At 74.4% G+C, this 24199-nt stretch carries 17 protein-coding genes; 5 read left to right on the forward strand and 12 right to left on the reverse strand.

The annotated features are described in order from the left end of the window. Nucleotides 1–60 precede the first annotated feature (60 nt). Nucleotides 61–861: an SDR family oxidoreductase gene (locus ACZ6O5_RS26010; RefSeq protein ID WP_465980349.1), complete on the reverse strand. Its 801-nt coding sequence runs from the start codon at nt 859–861 to the stop codon at nt 61–63. A gap of 1 nt (nt 862) precedes the next feature. Continuing rightward, nucleotides 863–1843, reverse strand: coding sequence for an LLM class F420-dependent oxidoreductase (locus ACZ6O5_RS26015; RefSeq protein ID WP_465980431.1), 981 nt, complete (start codon nt 1841–1843; stop codon nt 863–865). A 143-nt stretch (nt 1844–1986) separates the two neighbouring features. On the opposite strand from ACZ6O5_RS26015, the gene ACZ6O5_RS26020 reads away from it, so the two are divergent. Together ACZ6O5_RS26020 and ACZ6O5_RS26025 are read left to right on the forward strand one after the other, a co-directional pair. After that, nucleotides 1987–3198 carry a low temperature requirement protein A gene (locus ACZ6O5_RS26020; protein WP_465980350.1) on the forward strand — a complete coding sequence of 404 codons (1212 nt, stop codon included), beginning with the start codon at nt 1987–1989 and terminating at the stop codon, nt 3196–3198. 129 nt (nt 3199–3327) lie between these two features. Beyond that, entirely contained in the window at nt 3328–4203 is an 876-nt protein-coding gene (locus ACZ6O5_RS26025; protein ID WP_465980351.1) for a DUF1028 domain-containing protein, read from the forward strand. 51 nt (nt 4204–4254) lie between these two features. Here ACZ6O5_RS26025 and ACZ6O5_RS26030 read toward each other — a convergent pair whose 3' ends face one another. The 3 genes from ACZ6O5_RS26030 to ACZ6O5_RS26040 form a co-directional block, all read right to left on the reverse strand. Further along, the gene (locus ACZ6O5_RS26030) at nt 4255–4923 is read right to left on the reverse strand and encodes a maleylpyruvate isomerase N-terminal domain-containing protein (RefSeq protein WP_465980352.1); all 669 of its coding nucleotides are present in this window, start codon (nt 4921–4923) and stop codon (nt 4255–4257) included. A 9-nt stretch (nt 4924–4932) separates the two neighbouring features. After that, on the reverse strand, nt 4933–5814 hold the full coding sequence (locus tag ACZ6O5_RS26035; protein WP_465980353.1) for a phosphatase PAP2 family protein: 882 nt from the start codon (nt 5812–5814) through the stop codon (nt 4933–4935). Nucleotides 5815–6160: 346 nt separating this feature from the next. Continuing rightward, entirely contained in the window at nt 6161–9058 is a 2898-nt protein-coding gene (locus tag ACZ6O5_RS26040) for a glycoside hydrolase family 48 protein (RefSeq protein ID WP_465980432.1), read from the reverse strand. 836 nt (nt 9059–9894) lie between these two features. On the opposite strand from ACZ6O5_RS26040, the gene ACZ6O5_RS26045 reads away from it, so the two are divergent. After that, nucleotides 9895–11385 (forward strand): GH1 family beta-glucosidase, encoded by a 1491-nt coding sequence (locus ACZ6O5_RS26045; RefSeq protein ID WP_465980354.1) that lies wholly within the window; start codon nt 9895–9897, stop codon nt 11383–11385. Between the two features lie 94 nt (nt 11386–11479). On the opposite strand, the gene ACZ6O5_RS26050 is transcribed toward ACZ6O5_RS26045, so the two are convergent. The 4 genes from ACZ6O5_RS26050 to wrbA form a co-directional block, all read right to left on the reverse strand. After that, the gene (locus ACZ6O5_RS26050) at nt 11480–11902 is read right to left on the reverse strand and encodes a roadblock/LC7 domain-containing protein (RefSeq protein WP_431932108.1); all 423 of its coding nucleotides are present in this window, start codon (nt 11900–11902) and stop codon (nt 11480–11482) included. Beyond that, nucleotides 11899–14529, reverse strand: a complete 2631-nt coding sequence (locus ACZ6O5_RS26055; protein ID WP_465980355.1) for a sensor histidine kinase — start codon at nt 14527–14529, stop codon at nt 11899–11901. The genes ACZ6O5_RS26050 and ACZ6O5_RS26055 overlap by 4 nt, the downstream gene beginning before the upstream one ends. 101 nt (nt 14530–14630) lie before the next feature. After that, on the reverse strand, nt 14631–16031 hold the full coding sequence (locus ACZ6O5_RS26060) for an FGGY family carbohydrate kinase (protein ID WP_465980356.1): 1401 nt from the start codon (nt 16029–16031) through the stop codon (nt 14631–14633). A 159-nt stretch (nt 16032–16190) separates the two neighbouring features. Continuing rightward, nucleotides 16191–16808: an NAD(P)H:quinone oxidoreductase gene (gene wrbA, locus ACZ6O5_RS26065; protein WP_465980357.1), complete on the reverse strand. Its 618-nt coding sequence runs from the start codon at nt 16806–16808 to the stop codon at nt 16191–16193. Between the two features lie 89 nt (nt 16809–16897). Here wrbA and ACZ6O5_RS26070 point away from each other — a divergent pair, with 89 nt between their 5' ends. Further along, nucleotides 16898–17389, forward strand: a complete 492-nt coding sequence (locus ACZ6O5_RS26070) for a GNAT family N-acetyltransferase (RefSeq protein WP_465980358.1) — start codon at nt 16898–16900, stop codon at nt 17387–17389. 172 nt (nt 17390–17561) lie between these two features. On the opposite strand, the gene ACZ6O5_RS26075 is transcribed toward ACZ6O5_RS26070, so the two are convergent. From ACZ6O5_RS26075 to ACZ6O5_RS26085, 3 genes are all read right to left on the reverse strand, one after another. Further along, complete coding sequence (locus ACZ6O5_RS26075; RefSeq protein WP_465980359.1) at nt 17562–18116, reverse strand: hypothetical protein; 555 nt, start codon at nt 18114–18116, stop codon at nt 17562–17564. Nucleotides 18117–18126: 10 nt separating this feature from the next. After that, nucleotides 18127–22191: a polymorphic toxin-type HINT domain-containing protein gene (locus tag ACZ6O5_RS26080; RefSeq protein WP_465980360.1), complete on the reverse strand. Its 4065-nt coding sequence runs from the start codon at nt 22189–22191 to the stop codon at nt 18127–18129. A gap of 169 nt (nt 22192–22360) precedes the next feature. Continuing rightward, complete coding sequence (locus ACZ6O5_RS26085; RefSeq protein WP_465980361.1) at nt 22361–22816, reverse strand: hypothetical protein; 456 nt, start codon at nt 22814–22816, stop codon at nt 22361–22363. A 262-nt stretch (nt 22817–23078) separates the two neighbouring features. Here ACZ6O5_RS26085 and ACZ6O5_RS26090 point away from each other — a divergent pair, with 262 nt between their 5' ends. After that, nucleotides 23079–24182 carry a winged helix DNA-binding domain-containing protein gene (locus ACZ6O5_RS26090; RefSeq protein ID WP_465980362.1) on the forward strand — a complete coding sequence of 368 codons (1104 nt, stop codon included), beginning with the start codon at nt 23079–23081 and terminating at the stop codon, nt 24180–24182. The last annotated feature ends 17 nt before the right edge of the window (nt 24183–24199 follow it).

Here is a 24199-nt window from a genome sequence, read left to right on the forward strand (position 1 = left end):
ACGGGCGGCGGCGGACCGGGCCGGGCCGGGCCGGGCCGGGCCGGGCCCGGCGCGGGCCGGTCAGGAGTCGGCGGCGCGCAGCTTGCGGACGAGTTTGCGCAGGCCGGCCTGCCAGCCGTCCGGGTCTTCGGCGCGGCGGCGGGCGTAGTCGGCGACCTCCGGGTGGGGCAGGATGAGGAACCGTTCCTCGGCCAGCCCGGCGACGACCGCGTCGGCGACCTGGTCGGGGGTGAGGATCGCGCCGGACGCGGCGATCACCCGGGCGCCGAGATGTCCCTCGACGAGCCCGTCGGCGAGCATCGGGGTGTCCACGCCCTGCGGGCAGAGCGCGCTGACCCGGATGCCGGCGTCCCGGTAGGTGATGGCCAGCCAGTCGGCGAGGCCGACCGCCGCGTGCTTGGTGGCGGTGTAGGGCGCGTCCCCGACGGCGGTCAGCAGGCCGGCGGCCGAGCAGGTGAGCAGCAGGTGGCCCTGGCCCCGGCGCAGCATCCCGGGCAGCACCGCCCGGGCGCTGTGCAGGTGGCCGAGCACGTTGACCCGCCAGGCCCGGTCCCAGTCCGCGTCGGGCGCGTCGAGGCCGCCGCCGGTGGCGACGCCCGCGTTGGCGCAGAACAGGTCGATCCGGCCGTGGCGGCGTTCGGTCTCGTCGACGAGCGCGCGGACCGCCGCCTCGTCGGTGACGTCCAGCCCGACGCCGGCGGCCACCGGGCCGATCGCGTCGGCCGCCGCGCGGGCCGCGTCGGCGGCCAGGTCGGCGAGCACCACGGCGGCGGCGCCCTCGGCGACGAAGCGGCGGCCCAGCGCCGCGCCGATGCCACCGGCCCCGCCGGTGATCACCACCACCCGGTCGGTCAGGTTCATCTCAGCTCCCGTCCTCGGCGCCGGCCCCGAGCCGGGGCAGCAGGTCGGCCCAGGCCGTCGCGCCGCCCTCGGTCGTCTCCGGGGTGGGCAGCACCGCCAGCACCGGCACGTCGACGCCGTGCGCGGCGTACCGGCGGGCGGCGGCCACGCACCGCTCGGGTGACCCGTGCAGGATCAGCGCGTCGACAACCTCGTCGGGCACCGCGGCGGCGGCACCGCGCCGGTCCCCCGCCGCCCAGGCCCGCCACATCTCGCCGAGCGTCTCCTGCCGGCCCAGCCAGCGGTGGAAGGCGGCGTACGCGGGCACGGTGAGATAGCCGGTGATCAGGCGGCGGCCCAACGCGCGGGCGTACCCGGCGTCCTCGGTGGGGCAGACGAAGATCCGGGCGGCGACCTCGAAGCCGGGGCGGCGCTCTCCCAGCTCGGCGAGCGCGGTCGGCACGTCGTCGGCGGCGAGCCAGTTCAGGATCACCCCGTCGGCCTCGGCGGCGGCGAGCCGCAGCATGCCGGGGCGCAGCGCGGCCAGCAGCACCGGCGGTGGCACGGCCGGCGGGCGTTCCAGGGTGAACCGTCGGACCGTGAACGTGTCGTACGCCCCGTCGACGGTCTCGCCGCGCAGCGCCGCCCGCAGGAAGCGCAGCACGTCCCGGGTCCGCCGGTACGGCTCGTCGAACGGCACCGCGTTCCAGTCCCGCACCAGCGCCGGCGAGGACGCGCCGACGCCCAGCGCGAAGCGGCCCGGCGCGGCCTCGGCCAGCGCGGCGGCGCTCATCGCCAGCAGCGCCGGCCCCCGGGTGAAGACCGGGGTGATCGCAGTGCCGAGGCGCAGCCGGGGCGTCCAGGCGGCGGCGAGCGCGAGCGGGGTGAACGCGTCCGTCCCGGCCACCTCCGACGACCAGACGTCGGTGAACCCGGCCCGCTCCAGCGTCGCGTAGACCTCGGCGTGCTCGGCGAGCGGCACGCCGCCCAGCGGCACGGTCATACCCCATCGTTTCGTCACCCGTCGATCGTGCCCGCCCGGCACCGCCGGAGCAAGATCGGGGGCGATCCGACCGATCCGCGCCGCCGCGGCCGGTGGGGGTGTTACGACTGCCAGGTGGACGCGATCGCGGGCGGGGCACGGCGGTGAGGGTCGCCGAGCCCGCCGCGCTGCGCGCGGACGACGGCGACGGCGACCGGGCCACGTTCCTGGAGCTGTTCTTCGACCTGGTCTACGTGTTCGCGCTGACCCGGATCTCCGCGCGCGCCTTCGAGGACCTGGCGCTGGAGGGCGGCAAGAACACCTGGTCGGCGGTGACCGGCGGCGGGAAGACGTTGCTGCTGCTGATCGCGCTCTGGATGCTCTGGCAGGGCACCGCGTGGACCACCAGCCGCTACGACCCGTACCACCTGTGGTTGCAGGTCATCGTGATCACCGCCCTGGTGTCGGCGATGGTGATGGGGGTGGCGATCCCCCGCGCGTTCAGCGGGGGCGGCCTGGCGTTCGCCGTCGCCTACGTGGTGGCGAACGTCGGCCGTTCGGCGATCCTCCTGCTGGTGCTGCGCCGGATCCGGTACCGCCGGCTGAAGCTGCGGATGCTGATCACGTACGTCGTGTCCGGGGTGCTCTGGCTCGCCGGCGCGGTACTGCCCACCAACCCCCGGGTGGTGCTCTGGAGCGCCGCGTTGGTGGTGGAGTATCTCGGCAACCGGTTCGGCTGGCCGGTGCCGGGGCTGGGCCGCTCGACCATCTCGCGCTGGGACATCCACGGCCGGCACCTGGCCGAGCGGTACCAGCAGATCTTCCTCGTGGCGATCGGCGAGACGATCCTGGTCGCCGGCCTGACGTTCACCCGCTCGCCGGGCGGCTCGCAGAGCATCGGCGCGTTCTCGGCCGCCCTGGCGACGTCCGTGCTGCTGTGGCGGATCTACGTGCAGCGGGCCGGGCAGATCCTGGGCGAGGCGGTGACCGGGGCCGAGCACCCGGCCACCATCGGCCGTTCCGCCTCCGACACCCACCTGGTGATGGTGGTCGGGGTGGTGGCCACCGCGATCGGCTACGAGCTGGCCGTCGAGCACCCCGGCGGGCACAACGAGCTGGCGTGGCTCGCCATGGTGCTGGGCGGGCCGGCGCTGTTCCTGGCCGGCCGGGCCCGCTTCGAGTACGAGGTGTTCGGCCGGGTCTCCCCGTCCCGGCTGGTGGCGATCGTCGCGCTGCTGCTGCCCGTGCCGTTGCTGGTGCGCGTCCCGCTGCTGGTGGCGGCCGGGTACGCGGTCGTGGTGGCGGTGGCGGTGGCGGTGGCCGACCTCCGGCGCGCGTGGGGCCGCCCGCCGGAGGCGCCCGCACCGCCGTTCTGACCGGGTCCGCACCGCTGTTCTGACCGCGTCCGCACCGCTGTTCGACCGCCCGCGTCGCCGTGCCGGCCGCGTCCGCCGCCTCCCGGCGGTGTGCCGACGCCGCGCCCGCCGCCGGGCTACGATCCGCGCGTGACGTTCTCGCTCGTCGCCCGATCCGCCGACGGGCACCTGCACGGTGTGGCCGTGGCCAGCCGGTTCCTCGCCGCCGGGGCGCTGGTGCCGGCCGCCGAGGCACGGGTCGGGGCGGTCGCCACCCAGGCGCACGCCAACCTCGCCTACCGGGCGCAGGCGCTCGCGCTGCTGCGCACCGGCGTCACCGCCGCCGACACGGTGGCCGGGCTGGTCGCCGCCGACCCGGGGCGGGACGACCGGCAGCTCGCCGTGGTCGGCGCCGCCGGCGCCGGGGCCACCTGGACCGGGCCGCGCTGTCATCCCTGGGCGGGTGGCCAGGCCGGCGACGGCTGGGCCGCGCAGGGCAACATCCTGAGCGGCCCGCAGGTGATCGACGCGCTGCGCGACGCCTGGCTCACCGGCGTCGATCTGCCGTTCCCGCAGCGGCTGCTGGCCGCGTTGACCGCCGGCGACCGGGCCGGCGGTGACCGGCGCGGCCGGCAGAGCGCCGCGTTGCTGGTGGTGCAGCGCCACGGCGGGTACGCCGGCACCGGCGACGAACTGGTGGACCTGCGGGTGGACGACCATCCGGACCCGGTCGCCGAGCTGCGCCGCCTGCTCGGCCTGCACACCATGATCTTCGGTCGGCCCGACCCGGCCACTCTGCGCGACCTCACCGGGCCGCTCGCCGTCGAGGTGGCGGAGTTGCTCGCCGCCGCCGGGCACCCGGTCGGCCCGGCCGGCCTGGACGACGCGCTCGCCGCCTGGTCCGGCCTGGAGAACCTGGAGGAGCGCTTCGTGCCGGGCCGGATCGACCCGATCGTGCTGGACCACCTGCGACGCGGCGCGGCCGACCGGTCGGGTGCCGACGGGCCGGCGCCCGCGACCGGCTGACCCGGCCGCCGACGGGACCGGCTGACCGGCGTCGGCGATCGGTCGACCGGCTCAGCCGCCGAAGGCGAGTCGACGGATGCCGGCCGCCGCCAGCGCCGCCCGCTCCGGGTCGGTCAGCGGCAGCCGGCCGGTGGCCTTGCGCAGCACCGTGAGCGCGTCCCAGCCGAGCCGGTCCGGCACCGGCCGCCCGGCGGTGAGCACGTCGACCGTCACGGCCGCCGCGCTCGGGGCCGTCCAGGGCGGCCGGTCCAGCGCGTCGGCCAGGTCGAGGCCGTGCACCGCGAGCTCCACCACGCGGGTACGCAGGAACTCGGTCACCGTCATCGCGTCACCGTGCCGGGTGCGGACCCGGTCGGGCGGCTCGGCGGCCACCGCCGCGTCCGTGGCCCGCCAGGCCCGCCCGAACTCCCGGGCCACGTCGGCCGCGCCGGGCAGTTCCCGGGCCGCCGCCCGGGCCCCGTCGATCCGGTCCCGGTCGATCGCGGGGGCGAACTTGGCCGCGTCGAAGTACCCGGCGGCGGTCACCTCGGCCCGGGGCGGCGCGGGCTCGGCCAGCATCCCGGCCAGCCGGCCGGCGCCGGTGCTCACGTGGGCCAGCAGGTCCCGGACCCGCCACGGCGGGCACGGGGTGGGCCGGTCCAGCGCCGCCTCGTCGAGCCCGCGCAGAACCCGTTCCAGCCGCTCGCACTCGTCGCGGAACGCGGCCCGTACCGGGTCCATCCCGGCGCGTCAGCCCTTCCAGCGGGGCACCAGCCGGTGCACCAGGGCGAGCACCAACGCGGCCACCACGGCGATCGTGCCGGCGATGCCGGCCGCGCTGCCCGCGTACCCGATGAACAGCGGACGGCGGCCGAGCTCCTCGACGGCGACGGTGGACCGGTCCACCAGCCAGGACAACGCCACCGCGGAGGCCAGCAGCGCCACCGCGCCGCCGACCCCGAGCACGGCGGCGGCCAGCCGGTGCGCGTCGCCGGGCTCCACCACGGCCCGCTCCCGCTGGAAGACCAGCAACACCAGCCCGGCCACCGCGGCCCAGGCGCCGACCAGCAGGTACGCGGCGACCGCGTCGCTGGGTCGGTGCCAGCCGGCGGAGAGCGTGGCCACCCCGGCGGCGGCGGCGTAGCCGGTGCCGAGGAACGCGCCCGCGACCCGCAACTGCCGGGGCAGCACCAGGATCAGCGCGACCGCCACCGAGGCCGCGATCGTGGTGTGCCCGCTGGGCAGGCTGTTGCCGGCGGCGGCCCGCTCCGGGTCGACACCGAACTCGGGTCGGGTGATGACGTACTTGAGCACCTGGGTGCTGGCGTTCGCGCCGGCGATCAGCAGCGTGGCGGTGACGGCGAGCGCCTTGCGGCCCCGGATCAGCGCGATGAAGCCGATCACCGCGGTCGCGGCCAGCAACGACACCACCGACATGGCGTTGAGGATGGTGTCAACCGGCCCGTCGACCCGGTCCTGGCCGATCTGGTTGCCGGTCAGGGCGACCGTGTCGAGCCACTGCCCCAGCTCGGTGTGCACGGCGAACCGCCACACCACCAGAAACGCGGCCGTCTGGACCAAGGCCAGTACGACCAACCAGACCGCCGTCCAACCCCTCGCCGTCTCCCGCACCCGGACAACTTAGCGGTCGGGCCGGTGCGGCGCGCGGTGGAGGCCGGGCAAAAAAATAGTGGAGAGGCCGCCACGGGGGGAGCGGCCTCTCCGACAAATACGTTACTCCGTCCGCGCCACGGATGTGATCCCGTGGAGCGCTGATTTTTCGGTGCCTTTTCGCGCCATGGGTCGCCCCGGGCGGAGTGGTGGGCCGGTCCGTCCGCTGCGTCGGCCGGACGGCCGGCCCACCCGGCCTGACCGTGGGCGTCAGGCCGTCCGCCGACCCGGCCGCTCCGTTCCCCCATCGGCCGGGTCGACCTCCTCCGTGGGCGGGGCCTCACCCGCCCACGGAGGAGTCGTCATCTCATCCCTGCGGGAAGTAGGTCCCGTAGTCGGCGTACGCCATGGCGACGTCCGCCTGCGCCCAGAACCGGTGGTAGTTGAAGACCGGCTCGGCGCCACCGTCCAGGTACGCCTGCACCTTCGGCCAGTCCGGGTCGTTCTTGTAGAAGGACCGGATGTCCAGGAAGCTCTTGCCGGCGGCGATCGCGTCGCCGTTCGGCATCTTCCCGGTCCAGCCCGGCGGGACGTAGAGACCCTGACCGTCGGTGGCGTTGTAGACGTCGTCGAAACGCTTGTAGTCGCCGCGCTTCTCCGGCATCGAGACGCCCTTGCTGTCGGCGGCCGCCGAGAGCGCGTCCAGCAGGCCCTTGGCGGTGTTCTTCGCCGCGGTGTTGCCGGACTTGGCCGCGTACGCGATGAGCGTGCGGGCGTAGGCGGCGGCGACGCCGACGTCCTGACCCTTGACCGTCACCTCGACGTGCAGGTTGGTGTTCGGCTGCGGGCTGCTCGGGTTCCAGTTGGCCGGCTGGCCGGTCCACTTCATGTCCGACGGGATGGACCAGTTGGCGCCCGTGGTGGTGTTCGCGATCGCCCACGGGACCCACTTGTCCAGCAGCGCCTTGGCCTTGGCGTTGCCGGTCTGCAGGTACAGCTCGGCGATGCGCTGCATCGACCAGGCCTGCATGCCGAACCACTGGTTCGACGGCGGGTCGTTGTAGACCGGGTCGACGTCGTAGAACATGCCGTAGAAGGTGGCGGTGCCGGCCGGCGGCTGGGCGTAGCTGCCGTCCCAGCTGTTGGTGGCGCCGCCGGCGATGCCGCCCTCGGCGGACTGGAGCCAGGTGTAGAACTCGAGCTGCCGTTCGAAGCTCTTGGTCCAGTCGGAGACCGCGGTGGACGACTTCGGCTTGAGCTCCGGCACGTTGGTCAGCGCCCAGGCCGCGAGCGGGTTCTGGTAGCCGAAGTGGTTGTGGCTGGAACCGATCCGCCACGACCAGTTCTGCGACGTGTCGTACGCGCCGCCCCAGGCGTAGTACCAGGACATCAGGTAGTGCGCCGAGTCACGGCCGCTGCCGGCCGGGCAGGTGGACGCGCCGACGCAGTTGCCGATCTTCTTGAAGTACTTGTCGAACATCGCGTAGCGCAGGTAGTCGCCCATCTTGGCGGCCTTGGCCACGGTGGCCGCCACGTCGGCCTCCTTGCCCTGCGCCTTGGCCCAGGTCAGGGCCCAGTACGCGGCCTGCACGGCGCGCGCGTCGGCGTCCGGCGCGTTGGTGTACTTCCACTGCTTGGCCGGGGCGCCGGTGTCCTTGACGAACAGGTCGAGGTAGCCGTACTGGCCGCCGTGCTTGAACGTGTCGCAGGACGGCTGCGGCACGGTCTCCCACACCGACTCCTGGGTGCCCCGCTGGAACGTGTTGATGTAGGCCGGCTTGGTGGTGCCGTCGCCGCAGCGACCGAAGCCGTAGGTGTTGTCGACGTCCATCAGCCAGTGCATGCCGTAGATGTCGCCGGTGCCGTAGGTGGACTGGAGCTCCGAACGCAGCGGGTCCTGCCCGACCGGGATGCTCGGGTTCAGCGCCGAGGGGTACTGGCTGGGCAGGTTGTACTCGGCGGCGTACTGCGGGGTGCCCGCCGAGCCCGCCGTGGGCTGATCCGCGTGGCTGGGAATGATGTATTTTTCCATCACCGTCCACGAGTTGTTGAACGGGCTCCAGTTCTGGGTGACGCGGCCGTACTGCGCCTCCAACCAGATCCAGAAGCTGAACGCCTCGGAGGTGGTCTCGTGCCCGTGGTCGGGCGCCTCCACGATCAGCGTCTCGACCGAGTGGTACGGCACGCCCTCGGGGCTGAAGTAACCCGAGTTCTTGATCTTGCCGTACTGGTCGAGGAACTTCTTGATGTAGGCGTTGTCGCCGCCCGGGGAGTCGTTGTCGATCTCGGTGGCGACCACCGAGACCCCCGCGACACCGGTTGCCGACGCGGCGATGGTGGCGGTGCCGCCGACCGTGTCGGCGTCCTCCGCCGCGGAGACGGTGGCGGTGACGCCGGTGCTCCAGTTGCTCGGGGTGAGCGTGAGCGAGGCCGGCGAGACGGTGACGTCGCTGTCCCCGGTGACCGCGAGCGTCACCGGCACGTTGGCGGTGGGCGCCGCGCTGAGCGTGTACCGGACGGTGGCGCTGCCGCCCTCGTCGACGCTGACCGCCGACGGGGTGGCGACCAGCCTCGGCCCGGTGGCCGCGCCGACCGTGAACGACTTCTCCGCGATCGCGGTGCCGCCGGCGTTGTCGTACGCCTTGGCCTGCACGGTGTAGCTGCCGGCCGGCAGGCTCAGCAGGTCGTAGCCGTACGGGGCGGTGGTGTCGGTGTTGACCAGCAGGCCGTTGCGGTAGAACTCGACCTTGCTGATGGTGCCGTCGGCGTCACTCGCGGTGGCGGTCAGCGGAACGTCCGCCGGCGCCGTGAACGGACCCGCCGGCACGCCGAGGGAGACCGACGGCGGCTGGTTGCTGGGGGCGCCGTTGCAGGCGACCCCGTTGAGCGTGAACGCGGTCGGCTTCGGGTTGCTGCCACTGAACGTGCCGTTGAAGCCGATGCTGGTGGACGCGCCGGTGGGCAGGCTGCCGTTCCACGACTCGTTGGTCGCGGTCACGTCGCTGCCGCTCTGGCTCCACTTGGCCGACCAGCCCTGCGTCACACGCTGGCTGCTGTTCGGGAACGCGAACTTCAGCGACCAGTTGTTCAGCGCGTCACCCAGGTTCTTGATGGTGACGGTGGCGGTGAACCCGGTGCTCCAGTCGCTGGTCGCGTAGGTCACGTCGCAGGCGGGAGCGGCCTGGGCGGCACTCGCGGGCAGGGTCACCCCGCCGATGGCGAGGGCGGTGGCGGCGAGCATCGCCGTGCGGCGACGTCTGGCCATGAGTCTCATGTGGGCGGTGTCTCCTCGGACCGGGCCGGGGCCGGGGCCCCGGCAGGGCGCCTCCACGCGTCGACGGGCGTACGCGGGGGGACGGAGGCGTCCGGAAAGGTGGTCGTCCCGGTCGTGCCGGGAATCGGGCGCCGCACCGGATGTCCGGGTGCCCTCGGCGGCCCGCGCTCGCGAGATCTGGCTCCTCGTCGCGTGACGAGAGTGTGCCATGGAAGCGCTCCCACCACAATGTCCAGGGCAGATACCCACGTCCATGTTTCGATCTCGTTTAGGGGCTTTCACAAAGCCGTGACGGGCGTTACAGTCGCAGCATCGCCGATGGGAGCGCTTCCATCGACGGACATGTAAGTTACTGAAGCGCCGGGGACACCCGTGCCCGGCTACCGGCCCAGTGGCCGGCGGCGAACCAGCCCGGACGCCGCCGCCGGCCCTCACCCGCCAGACGGAGGGAGGTGGAACCAGAGCCACTCGCGTGGCCCGGCTCCCGCGCGACACGCACGACGGACGCCAATTCCCAATCGTGCGTGTGTGCATCTCGGTGGGGACGGGGGTTGCCCTCCCCCGTCCCCACACTAAACCCCCGTTGTCGACGGCAAAAGAGGCCGACGGGACAGGCGTGACACGCCACCCGGACGGCCTTTCTCGCTATCTGCCCCACTCTCGCCGCTCGCCCCAGCCCCCGAGCGACACCCGCCCACCCCATTCCGGCCGCCCGCCGGCCGCGCCGCCGCCCGCGCCGCGACCGCCGGATTCGAGGCCGGCCGCCTCCGGCCTATGCTGGGAGCGCTCCCGGCCCCGGGCGGCCCGTCACTTCGAGGAGAAGCCTCATGTCGTTACTCACCCGACGGCGCCTGCTCCGCCGCGCTGCCCTGTCCGCGAGCGCCGCCGGCGCGGTCCGGACCGGGCTCGCCGGTGCCACCGCGGCCGGGGTCGCCGCCACCACCGCCCTCGGTGGCTGCGACAGCCCACCCGAGCGGCGCACCGACTCGGAGCCGGACCGCGGGCTGCGCTTCCCGCCCAACTTCGGCTGGGGCGCGGCGACCTCCGCGTACCAGATCGAGGGGGCCGCCAAGGAGGACGGGCGGGGTGAGTCCGTCTGGGACACCTTCAGCCGCACCCCGGGACGCACCCGCAACGGCGACACCGGCGACGTCGCGGCCGACCACTACCACCGGTACGCCCAGGACCTCGACCTGATGCGCGACCTGGGGCTGCGCAGCTACCGGTTCTCCATCTCCTGGCCGCGTGTCCAGGCCGACGGCTCCGGCCGCCCGAACCAGCGTGGCCTCGACTTCTACCGCCGGATCGTGGACGGCCTGCACGAGCGCGGCATCGCGCCGATGGCCACGCTGTTCCACTGGGACCTCCCCCAGGCGCTCCAGGACGCCGGCGGCTGGGAGAACCGGGACACCGCCGAGCGCTTCGCCGACTACGCCGACGTGGTGTTCCGCGCGCTCGGCGAGCGGGTGCCGGTCTGGCTGACCATCAACGAGCCGAAGACCGTGGTGCAGAACGGCTACCTCACCGGCCACCACGCCCCCGGCCACCGGGACCCGGCGGCGGCGTACCTGGTCGCCCACCACCTCCAGCTCGCCCACGGCCTCGCCGTGCAGGCGCTGCGCGCCTCCGGCGTGCCCGGACGCATCGGCCCCGCGCTCAACCTGCACCCCTGCTACCCGGCCGACGAGACCGCCGAGGCGGCCGCCGCGGCCCGGCTCTACGACGGCTACGAGAACCGCCTCTACCTCGACTCCGTCTTCAAGGGCGAGTACCCGCGGGACGTGCTGGCCGACCTGGGGTCGGGCAGCCGGATGGTCCGGGGTATCCGGGACGGCGACCTGAAGATCATCTCCAGCCCGGTGGACCTGCTCGCGGTGCAGTACTACACCCCGATCTACGTCACCGGCAGCGGCGACACGATCCAGAAGTGGCCCACCTCCGAGGCCGGCTGGCAGCAGATCTACCCCGAGGGCCTGTACGACACGCTGACCCGGGTCACCCGCGACTACGGCCGGGTGCCGATCACCATCACCGAGAACGGCCTGCCCTGCCCGGACGCCCCCGGCCCGGACGGCACCATCGACGACGCCGGCCGGGTCGCCTTCCTGCGCGACCACTTCGCCGTCGCCCACCGGGCCATCCGGGACGGGGTGCCGCTGGAGAGCTACCACGTCTGGTCGCTGATGGACAACTTCGAGTGGAACGAGGGGTACGAGGAGCGCTGGGGCCTGATCTACGTGGACTACCCGACCCAGCGGCGGGTGTTCAAGCGCAGCGCCCACTGGTACCGCGACGTGATCCGCCGCAACGGACTCTAGGCGGGCGTGGCCCGGCCGGCGGCGTCGCCGGCCGGGCGCCCGGTCAACGCGGGAGCGCCTGGTTCCGGCTCAGCGCGGCAGCCCCTGGCCCGGCTCAGCGCGGCAGCGCCTGTTGCAGCTCGGCCCGCAGCGCCGGGGTGAGCATCTCACCGGCCTGCTTGGCCAGCCGCGCCATCTCGTAGCCGACCACGCCGATGTCGGCGTCACCGCCGGCCAGCGTGGCCAGGATCGAACCGTCCCGGATCTGCATCACCAGGAAGTAGCCGCGACCCATCTCGACCACGGTCTGCTTGACGACGTCACCGTCGAACATCTGGGCCGCGCCCGCGGTGATGCTCATCAGGCCCGACGTCACCGCGGCGAGCTTGTCCGCGTGGTCCCGCGGCAGGTGCGCGGAGAGCGCCACCAGCAGCCCGTCGGAGGACACCACCACGGCGTGCGCCACACCCGGAACCCGCTCGGCGAACGCGTTCACCAACCAGCTCAGGTCCCGTGCCTCCTGGCTCAACGTCGTCACTGTCGTCGTCCCCCTTCGTCACGCGGCAGGTACATCTCGGTCGTCTCCTCGGCCTCGGCCCGGCGCACCCCGCCGTAGAAGCGGGACAGCATACCGCCGACCGCCTCCGGGTCCGGCTCGTGCCGTACCGCCGCGCGGTCCGGCCCGGCCGGCGAGGAGACCGCGGCGAGCTGGGCCATCGGCACGCGTACCGGCAGGCCGCGCTCGTTGGTCCCCCCGGTGACCGGCGTCCGGGCCGGCGCCGGCGTCACACCGAGCACCGACGACGTCGGTCCCTGGCGGGTGAACCAGCCGCCGCCGGCCGCCGTCCCGACGGCCGGGGCCAGCACGTCCTCGGCCCGGCCGGGCACCGGCCGCGGGGCCACGCGGGGCGGGCCGGCGGGCGCGAGCGCCGGAGGGCCGGCGGGTGCCGGCTCCGCCACGTCGCCGAGCGGCCGGCCGGTCAACGGCGACACCGGCAGCGCCGGCTGCGGCGACTGGCCCGGCTGCGGCGACTGGCCCGAGTGCGGCGACGGACCCGGCTGCGGCCGGAGCAGCGGCGACACCGGGTGCCGACCGGCCACCGGCAGCTCTGCGGTCGCCGCGCCGAGCGCGCGGGACGCCGCGGCGGCCTGGCCGGTCAGCATCCGCGCCGGCACCGGCGGGTCCAGCCCCGGCGCGGGCGCCTCGGCCAGCAGGTGGCCCGGGATCCGGACCTGGGTCACCAGGCCCTCCCGGCCGGCGCGCAACCGCACCCGCACCCCGTGTCGGGCGCCCAGGTGGCTCACCACGAACAGGCCCATCCGCTCGGAGGCGGACACGTCGGCCGCCGGCGGCGCGGCCAGCACCGCGTTCGCCTCGGCCAGCGCGGCCTGGCTCATGCCGAGCCCCTGGTCCACGATCTCCACCAACGCGCCCGATCCGTCCGGCCCGACCACGACCCGCACCGCCGTGTCCGGCCGGGAGAACGCGGTGGCGTTCTCCAGCAGCTCCGCGAACAGGTGCACCAGGTCACCCACGGCGTGCCCGACCACATGCAGGGCGGCACGGTTCTCGTGGCGCACCCGCTGGTACTGCTCGATCTCGGCGCTCGCCGCCAGCAGCACCGCGCCGAGTCCCACCGGGCGGTTCCACCGCCGGGTCGACTCGGAGCCGGCGAGCACCAGCAGGCTCTCGTCGTTGCGGCGCATGCGGGCGGCGAGGTGGTCCAGCTTGAACAGGTTCTCCAACTGGTCCGGGTCGCTCTCCTCACGCTCCAGGTCGTCCAGCAGCTCCAACTGCCGCTCGACGAGCACCTGACTGCGCCGGGCCAGGTTGACGAACATGGCGTTCACGTTGCGGCGCATCATCGCCTGCTCGACCGCGACGTCCACCGCGCTGCGGTGCACCGCCACGAACGCCTCCGCCAGCTCGCCCAGCTCGTCCTGGGAGTCGATCACCGCCGGCGGCACGTCGATGCGGTTCACCGGACGGTCCACCACCCGCAGCCGCTCCAGCGTCATCGGCAGCTCCACCTGCGCGATGCGCAACGCCTGGCCGCGCAACTGGCGCATGGCCCGGGCCACCGACCGGCCCACCAGCAGGGAGATGAGCACGGCGACCAGGAGCACCGCGACGATGCCGCCGGCCACCAGCAGCGTCTCGCGCAACTGCCGGGCGCTCGCGTCGTCGGCCCGGCCCACCGCGTCGTCGACGATCTCGCTCTCCAACTGGCGGAACAGCTCCTGCCGCTGCTCGGTGGCCGCCCACCACTGCGGCGCGGACAGCAGCGCCGGCGTCGCCTCGCCGGTGGGCAGCGTCCGCTCCTCCAACCGGGTGGCCGCGACGAAGGCCGGATCGACCGACGTCCGGTCGTAGCGGCGGATCTGGTCGGCGGTCGCCGCCACCCGGAACGCGCCCAACGCGGTGAGCTGCTGGGCCCGCAGGTCGCTGAGCGTCACCTGGGCGTCCGGCTCGTACCGGCCGGCGCGGGCGGCAGCGTACAGCTCGGCGCGGATCCGTGAGGACAGCTCCTTGACCCGGGCCAGCTGCACGTACCGCAGCACCGCCTCGGTCAGCGCCCGCCGCCCGTCCCCCGGCGACGGTTCGGCCAGCAGGTTGAGCAGCGCCGCGACGGCCCGGTGGTAGTTGCCGAGCACGGTGTCGCCGGAGAGCACCGCGGGCGGCACCGCGGCCCGGATGTTCACCACCTGGTCGTACGCCTCCAGCGCCTCCGAGTAGGAGACCCGCCAGGCGGCGTCCGCGTCGGCCAGCGGCTCGGCCGCGGTCCGCAGCTCGTCCACCGCCCGGTCGGTGGCCGCCTGCAACGGCCGCAGCGCGGCGACCGCGGCGTCCCGGTCGGCGCCGGTGCCGGACCGGCGCAACGCGGCCAGCTCACCGGCGGAGCGGTCCCGCTCCTGCTGGAGCCGGTCGACCACGGCGGTGATCTGCCGGCCGATGCCGACCTGCTCGGCGAAGTCGCTCAACGTCGTGGTCTGCCCCACCAGCCCTCGGGTCTGCACGCCGGCCAGCACCAGGAACGCCACCGAGGGGATCACCAACACCGTGGCGAGCTTGGTGCTCAGCCGCCAGTCCCGCAGCCGGAACCCGGAGCGCCGCCGGTGCGGCGGTGGGGCCGCGCCGCGAACCGGGTCGGGACCTGCGCCCACACTTGCCTCCTCGTCCGACTCCACCACGCCGGGGAGCGGGATCCATCCAACCAGGCCGACGGGCGGTGTCAACGCCCGCCCGGACGGCATGAGCAGGACGGTCAGCGCGTCGGGGCGGCGCCCGGGTCGTCGGCGTCCGTGCGGCTGACATCACCGACGCCGCCGATGCGGGCCGCCTCCGCGACCCGCCCCAGGGCCACCAGCGCGGCGCCGGTCGCCCCGATCTCCGGGTTGCGCTGCCACCGCACCGTACGCGGGACGAGCGCCTCGGCGAAGGCCGCCCGCCACCACGGCGAGGCGGTCAGCGCCCCGCCGCCGAGCACCACCTCCATCGGGTCGTCGACACCGGCCTCCAGCAGCACGAGGTCGTCGGCGACGAGCCGGCACAGCCCGCCCATCAGGCCGGCGAGGAGTTCGACTGCGGTGGTGCCGAAGCTCAACCCGCCCAACTCGCCCGACCCGGCCGGCGACGTGCCCGGCGGCCGGTCGCCACCGAAGCGGGGATTGACCCGCAGCGTCCGGGCGTCGCCGGCACGGCGCAGCGCGGCCTCCAACTCGTCGCCCTCCGGCAGCCGCAACTCCCGGCTCGCCCAGGCGAACAGGTTCCCGCCGCTGGAGTACGCCGCCCCGGTCACCACGTGCTCGTGGTCGACCCGGTACCGCCAGAGCTGGTCCGGCAGCGGCGGCAGCTCCGCGCCGACCGGCACGGCCTGGATCACCCGGACCGCGGCGGACGTGCCGACGGTGACCGCGGCGCGGGACCCGTCGACGCAGCCGGAGCCCACGTTGGACGCCGCGCCGTCGCCCACCGGCGCCGCCCACCGCGCCTCGGCCAGTTGCGGCCAGCGCCGCGCGTGCTCCGGGTTCAACCGGCCGTGCCAGCCCGCCGGGGCCAGCGACGGCAGCCGTTCCGGGCGTACGCCGGCCAGCGCGCACGCCTCCGCGTCCCAGTCCAGGCGGCGCAGGTCGAGCAGGCCGGTGCCGGAGGCCAGCGACATCGACATGGGCGCGTCGTCGAGCAGCGCGCCGAGGACGTACTCGGCCAGGCCGACGAAGCGCGGGGACACGTCGCCCGCGCGTTCCCGCAGCCACGGCAGTCGCACCGACCAGTAGCAGCGGTGCCACCAGGTGCCGGTCCGCCGATGGTAGTCGTCCGGGTCGGCCGGGCCGGCGCCCCCGACGGGCGGCGTCGGCCGGGTGTCCAGCCAGGTCAGCACCGGACCCGACGGGGTGCCGTCGGCGGCCAGCGGCAGCACCGAGTGCCACTGCGCGGACGTCGCCACCAGCCCGACCTCCCGCAGGTGCCCGCCGGCGGCCAACTCGTCGAGGCACTCCACCAGGCAGGCCAGGTAGCCGGCGCCGTCAAGCGTCCCGGCGCCGTCGTCGCCGGTGGCCAGACGCACCTTGCGACGGGCCAGCGCGCCCGGGCGCGGCACCGCGTCCGCGTCCAGCACCAGCCCGCGAACCGACGAGGTGCCCAGGTCCAGAGCGAGAATGTCCATCGCCGGTCAACCTACCCGGCGCCGGCGCCGGCTCCGATCGGGTTCCCCGCCCGGAGCGCGCATGGCGGGGCCGATCGCGGGTAGGCCGAAGGACGACCGGTGGTCCGGACGGGTTCGAGAGCCCCCGTCCGGCCACCGGTCACCCGCATAGCGGGCCGGTCACCCGGCCATGCCCCGCTTCAGCGCGGCCCCCATCAGCACGGCCCGCTTGGCGGTGAGCGCGGTGGCGCCCAACGCGACGTGGTCCGGGGCGACCTCACCGTTGTTGCTGGTGTGCGACGCGCCGTACGGGTTGCCGGCGACGAACTGGCTCTGGTCGGTGTAGCCGGGCGTCACCACGACGCCGCCCCAGTGGTAGAAGACGGTGTAGAGCGACAGCAGCGTCGCCTCCTGACCGCCGTGCGACGTCGCGGTCGAGGTGAAGCCGGTGTAGATCTTGTCGGCCAGCGCGCCGTTGGCCCACAGCGGTCCGGTGGTGTCGATGAACTGCTTGAGCTGGGCGGCGATCATGCCGTACCGGGTGGGCGAGCCCATGATCACGACGTCGGCCCAGGACAGGTCGTCCGGCTCGGCCTCCATCACGTCCTGGGTCTCCAGCCGGTGCGCCTGCCAGCCCGAGTTCGACCGGATCGCCTCGTCCGGCGCCAGCTCACGCACCTTGCGCAGGCGCACCTCGGCACCGGCCTCCTCGGCCGCCTCGACCGCCGCCCGGGCCATCTGGTAGGTGATGCCGGTCGCGCTGTAGTAGATCACCGCGACCTTGACCTGGCCATCCATCAGAGCTTCTCCTTCGCGATTTCGCCGGTGAGCTTCGGCGACTACCCGTTGTTTGCCACGTCAAACGTCGCGCGTGCCATGCTCGACCGGTGGAGATCCGTACCGCGACGGCAGCCGACTGGCCGCTGATCTGGCCGTTCCTGCACGACATCGTGGCCGCCGGGGAGACGTACACCTGGCCGCCTGACGTCACCGAGGAGCAGGCCCGCCGGCAGTGGATGGCGACGCCGCCCGGGCGGACCCTGGTCGCGGTCGACCCGGACGGCACGGTGCTCGGCACCGCCCGGCTGGCGCCGAACCAGGCCGGCCCGGGCAACCACGTGGCCAACGCCGGCTTCATGGTCGCCCCCGCCGCCGAGGGCCGCGGCGTCGGCCGGGCGCTCGCCGAACACGTGCTGGACGCGGCCCGCGCGGACGGCTACCGGGCCATGCAGTTCAACGCCGTGGTGGCCAGCAACACCCGCGCGGTACGCCTGTGGCGGTCGCTGGGCTTCGACGTGGTCGGTCGGGTGCCGGAGGGGTTCCGGCACCCGACCGACGGGTACGTCGACCTGCTGGTGATGCACCGCCGGCTGGACTGACCGTGGCTCAAGATTTGCGCAAGTTCGGCGGGCAACCGCTCTCCCGGCCGGCCGCGCCAGGGATCCTGGTCAGACCGGCGCCGGCCGACCGCCGCCCCGCGCCGGGAGCCTGAACGGGGGATCGCGCTCCGTCGGCAACGACGCCGGCGCAGCGCGATCAGGGGCGCCGTGGTCAGCGCCGGCGCAGCCGGGTGCGGCTGAGGACCAGGTCCGCCGCGGCGGTGAACGATTCGACAGGCGACGTCACCCGGAGCTGGTAGAGAAGCGCCTCCGGCGAGTTCGTCCGGGTCTTCGCGAGATAGCCGTACTCGTCCACCACCTCGCTGTCGGCGCACTCGGCGAACGCGACGCAGGCGGCGATGCTCAGCACCTGGGAGGCGGGATCGTGCTGCGACGTCACCCAGACGAACACCCCCGCCTCCGGGTCGTCGACGCCCGGCAGGAACTCACTGAGGCTCAGCAGCGCGCCGGCGCGCCACTCGGGAATCTCGAGAAAGAAGTCGACGTCGGCGCCGAGGCCGGCGGGTTCGGCGACGCGGGCCAGAGCGTCCCCCGCCAGCGGCACCCCGGGCCCGCCGCGCCGGCGCTCCGCGGACGCCTCGACGACGCGGACGGGCGGCGGGGCGTCCGGCTGGCCGAGCAGGTCGGCCAGCCGGACGCTGGTGAGATCGACGGCCTCGTGGAGGGTGAACCGACGGTTCACCCGGAGGTGCCACTCGATCGCCATGTCGCAAACCCTAGCTACAGGACCCGGCGAGGCAGTGGATCCAGCCGGTGGCGGTCTTGATGTAGACCTCCTTCACGATGCCCTGCCGGGTGATGTCCCTGATCGCCGGCCCACCTTCGATGAAGCTCTGCAACCGGGCATGGTCGAGCTTGTCCGCCCGGACGTAGACGATCGCGTCGCGGTAGTTCGCGTTGCGCAGCTGGGACTCGGCCTTCGACAGGTGCTTGAGCACCGCGCTCGGGCTGACGCTGTCGGTGGCCTTCAGGCTGGTCGGTACGCCGTCCAGCCAGCCGTCGATGCCGGGGGTGTCCCGCACCGGCTGCCCCACGAACTCCTTGCCGCCGACGTGGTTGCCCAGCTCGTGCGCCTGGGCGATCTCCACGTCGTTCATCTTGCCGGTGTTGGTGACCTTGCAGGCGCTGGTGTTGTGCACCAGCGCCGACGTCCGACCGACGCCGACGTAGTAGGTGTGCAGCTCGGCGACGGTCAGGTTGTGCACCCGGGTCGTCACCGTACGGCGGCTGACCTGCTCGACCTGCACCGACGTGCCCGCCGCCGTGCGCAGCCACTCGCCCCGGTGCAGCTCACCGGCGGACACCCAGGCGTTGCGCGCGGGCACCCAGAAGGGGTGGTTCTCGGTCGCGGTGACCGTCGCGGTCGCCCGGCCGGCGGCCCCGTCGACGTCCAACCGGACCCGGACGAGGTTCTTCTTCCCCTCGCTCTGGATGGTCCGGGTGATCTCCCTGGCCCCGGTCACCCGCCCGACCGGATCGGTGGCCAGCACCCGGTCACCGATCCGCAGCTTCTCGATCGGCTTCCGGCTGCCGTCGGCCAGCAGCACCGGCGTGCCGGGCAGGAAGCTGCTCGCCTTCTTGCACGCCTTGCTGCCGAACTGGTACAGCTCGCGCAGCAGGTCCACGCCGCGTTTGCCGCCGCCGACCCAGCCGACCACCGGAATCATCCCGGCGAGCGACAGCAGCGCGCCCTGCGTGTCGCCTTCGAGATAGGCGATGAGCGCGTCCACCGCGTCGCACGGCTCCCCCACCACGGGGATGAACCCGCAGATCGTCAGCACGAGCTGCCCGACGAGCTTGCCCTCCTCGGCGTCCTTCTGGTCGAAGTACTTGACCACGCCCTCGCAGAGCGGACCCTGGCCCCACCGGATCGTGCACCAGTTGTCCCCGCGTTCGAGCGCGCCGAGCAACGGGTTGTGGCACATCCGGTTCAGGTGCATGTAGAGGTTGCACTCGACGCTGCCCGGGTCCGTCTGACCGGCCGCACGCCGCGCCTCGGCCTCCTGACGTTGCAGGGCCACCACCGCCTGGAACGCCTCGGTCGCCGCCTGCCGCGCCTCGGCCGCGCTCCGGCCGGCCTCCTCGGCCGACGCCTTCGCCCGCGCCGCGGACTGCTGCGCCGCCGCGGCGTAGTTGGCCGCGCGCCGCTCCGACACGGTCGCCGCCGCCGCGGACTGCTGCGCGGCCTGCGCGTCGCTGCGGGCCCGGGCCGCCGCGGCCTGGGCGGTCGCCGCCGACTGCGCGGCCGCGGCGGCGGACTGCTGGGCCGCCAGCGCGGACTGCTGCGCCTGGTCGGCGTAGCCCTGCGCGGCCGCGGCCGACAGCTCCGCCTGCCGGGCGTACTCCGCCGCCTCGGCCGCCGCCGACCGGGCCCGGGCCGCGGCCTCGGCCGCCCGGGCCGCGTCCACCCGCGCCGTGGCCGCGTTGCGCGCCGCGTCGGCGACGAGCGCCCGGACCTTGGCCACGTGCGCCGTCGTCTCCTCGTCCCGGAGACGGGCCTTGTACTGGCCGGCGTCGATGAAGTGCCGGAGCGCCGCCCGGGGGCCGGAGAGCGCGATGGTCGCCGCGGCCTTCACCTCCGGGCCACCCGCGGTCATGATCTGACCGACCCGGATCCGGTCGTCCTGCTCCGCCGCGTCGTAGCGGCCGGACCGGAGGAACTCGTGCCGGTCCTGGTCGGTCCCGTTCAGCGCGGCCTGGGCGGCCGTCTTCATGGTGGACCCACCGGTGGTGATCAACTGACCGATGAGGATCCGGTCGTCGTCGGCCTTGCCCGGGTACGCCCGGGTGCGGAGGAACTCGCGGACCTGCGCGTCGTCACCGGCCAGGGCGGCCACCGCGGCGGTCTTCGCCGCCGGCTTCGTCGCGGTGTCCGCGAGGTGGCCGACCACCGCCCGGTCGTCCTGTCCGGCGGCCAGCGGCAGCTCGGTCGTCAGGAACGCCCGGACGTCCAGCTCCGAACCGGTCAGCGCGCGCTCGGCGGCCGCCCGGGTCCACGTCCCCCCGGTGGCCAGCAGCCGGACGGCGACCCGGCGTCCGTTGGTCAGCACCACGTCGGCCGGCGCGTTCGGCGCGGTGGCCTCGGCCAGCCAGCGGCGGGTCTCCTCGTCCCGCTGGGTCTCCTGCGCCTCGTCCCAGGCCGCCTGCGCCAGGCGGGTCTCCTCCTCCTTGCGCTCGACCTCGGCGGCCATCACCCCCTCGGCCGTCATGGCCGCCAGCCGCTCGACGTCCGCCTGACGGGCCGCCGTCTCGACGTCCCGTGCCTGGTTGGCGTACTTCTCCCCGTCCTCCGCCGCCTTCATCGCGTTGACCGCGTGCTGCGTGGCCATCTGCGCCGCGTAGGCCGCCTCCCCGGCGTGCGCGGCGGCGTCCTCGGCCGCCGCGGCGGCGTTGTCCGCGTGGGTGGCCGCCGCTCGCGCGGCGGTCGTCGCCTGGCCGGCCGCGGTCGCCGCGCGCCGCGCCTCGGCGCTGGCCGCGTTCGCCGCCCGCTGGGACTCCTCCGCCTTGGCCCGGGCCCGGGCAGCCGCCTCCCGCGCCCGCGCCGCCTCGGCGGCGGACACGTTCGACTGACCGGCCGCCTGCTCGGCCGCGTCGGCCGCCAGCTTCGCGTTGGCCGCCGCGCTCGCCGCCGCGGTGCCGGCGTTGCCGGCGGCGACGGAGGCACGCTGGGACGCCTCGGACGCGTCCGCCGCCTTCCGCGCCTGCTTAGCCGCGTCCCGGGCGATCCGGGCGGCGTCGCGGGCCTGTTGTGCCTTGGTGGCGTCCCCCGCCGCCTTCGAGGCCGCCGTGTTGGCGCGGGAGGCGGCGTTCCCGGCGAGCGCCGCCGCCTGCGCGGCACGCGCGGCGGACGCCGAGGCGACCTTCGCCGCGGAACTCGCGGCGTTCGCGGCGCCGATCGCGCGTTGCGCCGCCGCGGCGGCGCGACCGGCGGCGGACGCGGCACGCGCAGCCGCCGCCGCCGCGTCCTCCGCGGAGTCCTTCGCCGCCGCGGTCTCGGCCGCGGCACGCTGCGCGGCCTCCTTCGCCAGCCGGGCGGACTCCACCGCACGGTCGGCCGCCTGCTCGGCCTGGAGCGTCTCCTGCGCGGCGAGCCGGCCGGCCTCCTGGGACAGGTCGGCGAGCTGGGTGACGGTGAGCATCTCCTGGTCACGCGCGCGGGCCACGTGCTGCCCGTACAGCAGGAACTCCCGGATGTCCTCGGCCGTGCCGTTCAGCGCGGCCTGCGCGCCGGCCCTGACGTAGGGACCACCGCCGGTGAGGATCTGCCCGATCCGGATCCGGTCGTCGATCTCCCGGGCCTCGTACTGACCGGTGCGGAGGAACTCGGTGATCGCGTCGTCGGTGCTGTTCAGCGCCGCCTGGCCGGCGCGCTTCACCTCGTTCCCACCGGCGTTGACGACCTGCCCGAGGCGGATGCGCTCGTCGACGGCGAAGGCGGCCTCCCATCCGCCGTTGAGGAACGCGCGGCGGTCCTCGACGGAACCGCTCAGCGCGGCCACCGCCGCCTGCTTCATCGTCGGGCCGCCCAGGCCCGCGTACTCCTCGACCCGGACCAGGTCGTCCTGCTGGCGAGCGGTGAAGTAGCCCTCGTCGAGGAAGTCGGCGACCGCGTCGTCGTCCCCGACGAGCGCCTCCGCCGCCGCTCGCTCCACACTGGCGCCGCCCGACTTCAGCAGGAGAAGCGCCCGGAGCCGGAGTTCACCCGGCTCCGTCTCGTCCGCCGCGTACGACGGGCCGGGCACGACGAGGAACGCGGCGAGCAGCGTCAGGACGAGGCTCATCGCCAGCCCTGCCCGCCTTCGCACCGCACTTGCCCGCCGGAAACCACTGGGTCTTGCCGACACGGTCCCTCCCTGGAACTGACGCGTCAGAGCAGCGAGCGCACGTCGCTGCGGATGGCGAGAAGGAGGGAGCCGACCTCGGCGTGCGAGGTCGGCTCCCGGTGGTGCGTCAGTTGGCGGTGGGGAAGCGAAGCTCGAGCAGCGTCGCCGTGCCCCGGGACTGTCCCTCGCCGACGGGCTGCCACTCGCCCGGGTCGACCTGCTCGGTCTCGACCACGGTCGGGTCGTCCTTGACTTCGACCTTCGCGTCGACCGTGTTGGTCGAGTCACCCCGGACGAAGTAGACCATGGGGATCTCCATGGTGAGGTAGCCGCTGGCGCCCTTCGCCTTGAAGCAGAAGTTCTTGCCGGCGGGCAGGCTGAAGTCGTTGCTCTGCACCAGGATCAGGTCGGCCGGCGGGTTGTTGGGAGTCGCGCCGCAGTCGGCCAGCACGATGTGCCCGTCGCCCTTCAGCAGCTTGATCCCCCGCTGGGTGAGCACCTGCGCGGCGCCCGGGTAGTTGAAGTCCTCCTCCAGGGAGGGCTGGGTGTCGACCGCGGCCGACGAGGACTGCTGCAAGGCCACAACGGCCAGACCGAGTGAGAGCGTTGCCGCGACGGCACCCGCCTTGAACGTGCGAGACGACACTCGCCTTACCCCCGTATCGAGTGAAAACAGCAGCGGTGAGGCGACGACAGGTCGCCGCATCACCGAATGTCACCGCCAGCACACCTGGTGCCATCGGCGACGGTGTCATCCTTCCACAGGCCGATCGATGTGTGGGGGCACCTCCGGCGGGGGTCCGGCGTCCTAAGCTGACCGTCCACCTGTCGACGGGAGGCCCGCCGTGACCGTACGCCTCACCCGCGCCGAGGCGCTCGCGCTGCGGATGACCGGCCTGCTGCTGCGTCCGCACCCGATCGCCCGGCCGGAGCGGGTGGCCGACGTGGTCGAGTGGTTCGGCGCCATGCAGGCCCAGGACGCGGCCAGCGGCCTGTGGTCGCTCGGCGTACGCCTGCCCGGCCGCACCCGGGACGACGTCCACGCGGCGCTGGAGCGGCGCGAGGCGTTGCGCACCTGGCCGATGCGCGGCACGGTGCACCTGGTGCCGGCGCGGGACGCGCACTGGATGCTGGCGGTGACCGGGGTCCGCGCCCTGGCCGGGTCGGCGGCCCGGTGGCGGCAGCTCGGGCTGACGCTCGCCGACGGGGACCACGCCGGCGACGTGCTCGGCGCGGCGCTGGGCGGGGGCGGCCGGCTCACCCGCAGCGAGTGCCTGGCCGCGTTGCGCGCCGCCGGGCTGGACACCACCGGTCAGCGCGGCTACCACCTGCTCTGGTACGCGAGCCAGCGCGGCATCACCTGCATCGCGCCGCACGTCGGCACCGAGCAGACGTTCGCGCTGCTCGACGAGTGGGTGCCCGACCCGCACCGCCCGGAGCGGGACGAGGCGCTGGCGTTGCTGGCCCACCGTTACGTGCGCGGGCACGGGCCGGTGACCCGGCACGAGCTGGCCCGGTGGAGCGGCCTGACCGTCACCGACGCGACCCGGGCCGTGGCGCTGGCCGGCGACCTCCTCGCCCCGGTCGAGGTCGACGATGAACCCGCCGTGGTCGACGCCGCGCTGCTCGACACCCCCCGTGACCCGGTCGACGACCTGCACACGCTGCCCGGCTTCGACGAGTACCTGCTGGGCTACCGGGACCGTTCGCTGATGCTCGACCCGGCACACGCCGCCGCCGTGGTGCCGGGCAACAACGGCATGTTCCAGTCCACGGTGGTGCGTGGCGGCCGGGTGGTCGGCACCTGGCGGCGGACGCTGGGGGCGACCACGGTGACCGTGACGGTGCGGCAGCTCGTCCCGTTCGACGCCGAACTGCGCGCCCGGGTGGACGCGGCCCTGGCCCGCTACGCCCGCTTCCTCGGGCTGGCGCTGCGTCACTCCTGGTGACGCCGCGCGCTGGCAGC

The sequence above is a fragment of the Micromonospora sp. NPDC049201 genome, assembly GCF_055586805.1.

Coding starts and splice junctions, on each gene's coding strand:
- ACZ6O5_RS26010 (WP_465980349.1), bottom strand. CDS start 861: ATGAACCTGACCGACCGGGTGGTGGTGATCACCGGCGGGGCCGGTGGC.
- ACZ6O5_RS26015 (WP_465980431.1), bottom strand. CDS start 1,843: ATGACCGTGCCGCTGGGCGGCGTGCCGCTCGCCGAGCACGCCGAGGTC.
- ACZ6O5_RS26030 (WP_465980352.1), bottom strand. CDS start 4,923: ATGGACCCGGTACGGGCCGCGTTCCGCGACGAGTGCGAGCGGCTGGAA.
- ACZ6O5_RS26040 (WP_465980432.1), bottom strand. CDS start 9,058: ATGGCCAGACGTCGCCGCACGGCGATGCTCGCCGCCACCGCCCTCGCC.
- ACZ6O5_RS26045 (WP_465980354.1), top strand. CDS start 9,895: ATGTCGTTACTCACCCGACGGCGCCTGCTCCGCCGCGCTGCCCTGTCC.
- ACZ6O5_RS26060 (WP_465980356.1), bottom strand. CDS start 16,031: ATGGACATTCTCGCTCTGGACCTGGGCACCTCGTCGGTTCGCGGGCTG.
- wrbA (WP_465980357.1), bottom strand. CDS start 16,808: ATGGATGGCCAGGTCAAGGTCGCGGTGATCTACTACAGCGCGACCGGC.
- ACZ6O5_RS26075 (WP_465980359.1), bottom strand. CDS start 18,116: ATGGCGATCGAGTGGCACCTCCGGGTGAACCGTCGGTTCACCCTCCAC.
- ACZ6O5_RS26080 (WP_465980360.1), bottom strand. CDS start 22,191: ATGAGCCTCGTCCTGACGCTGCTCGCCGCGTTCCTCGTCGTGCCCGGC.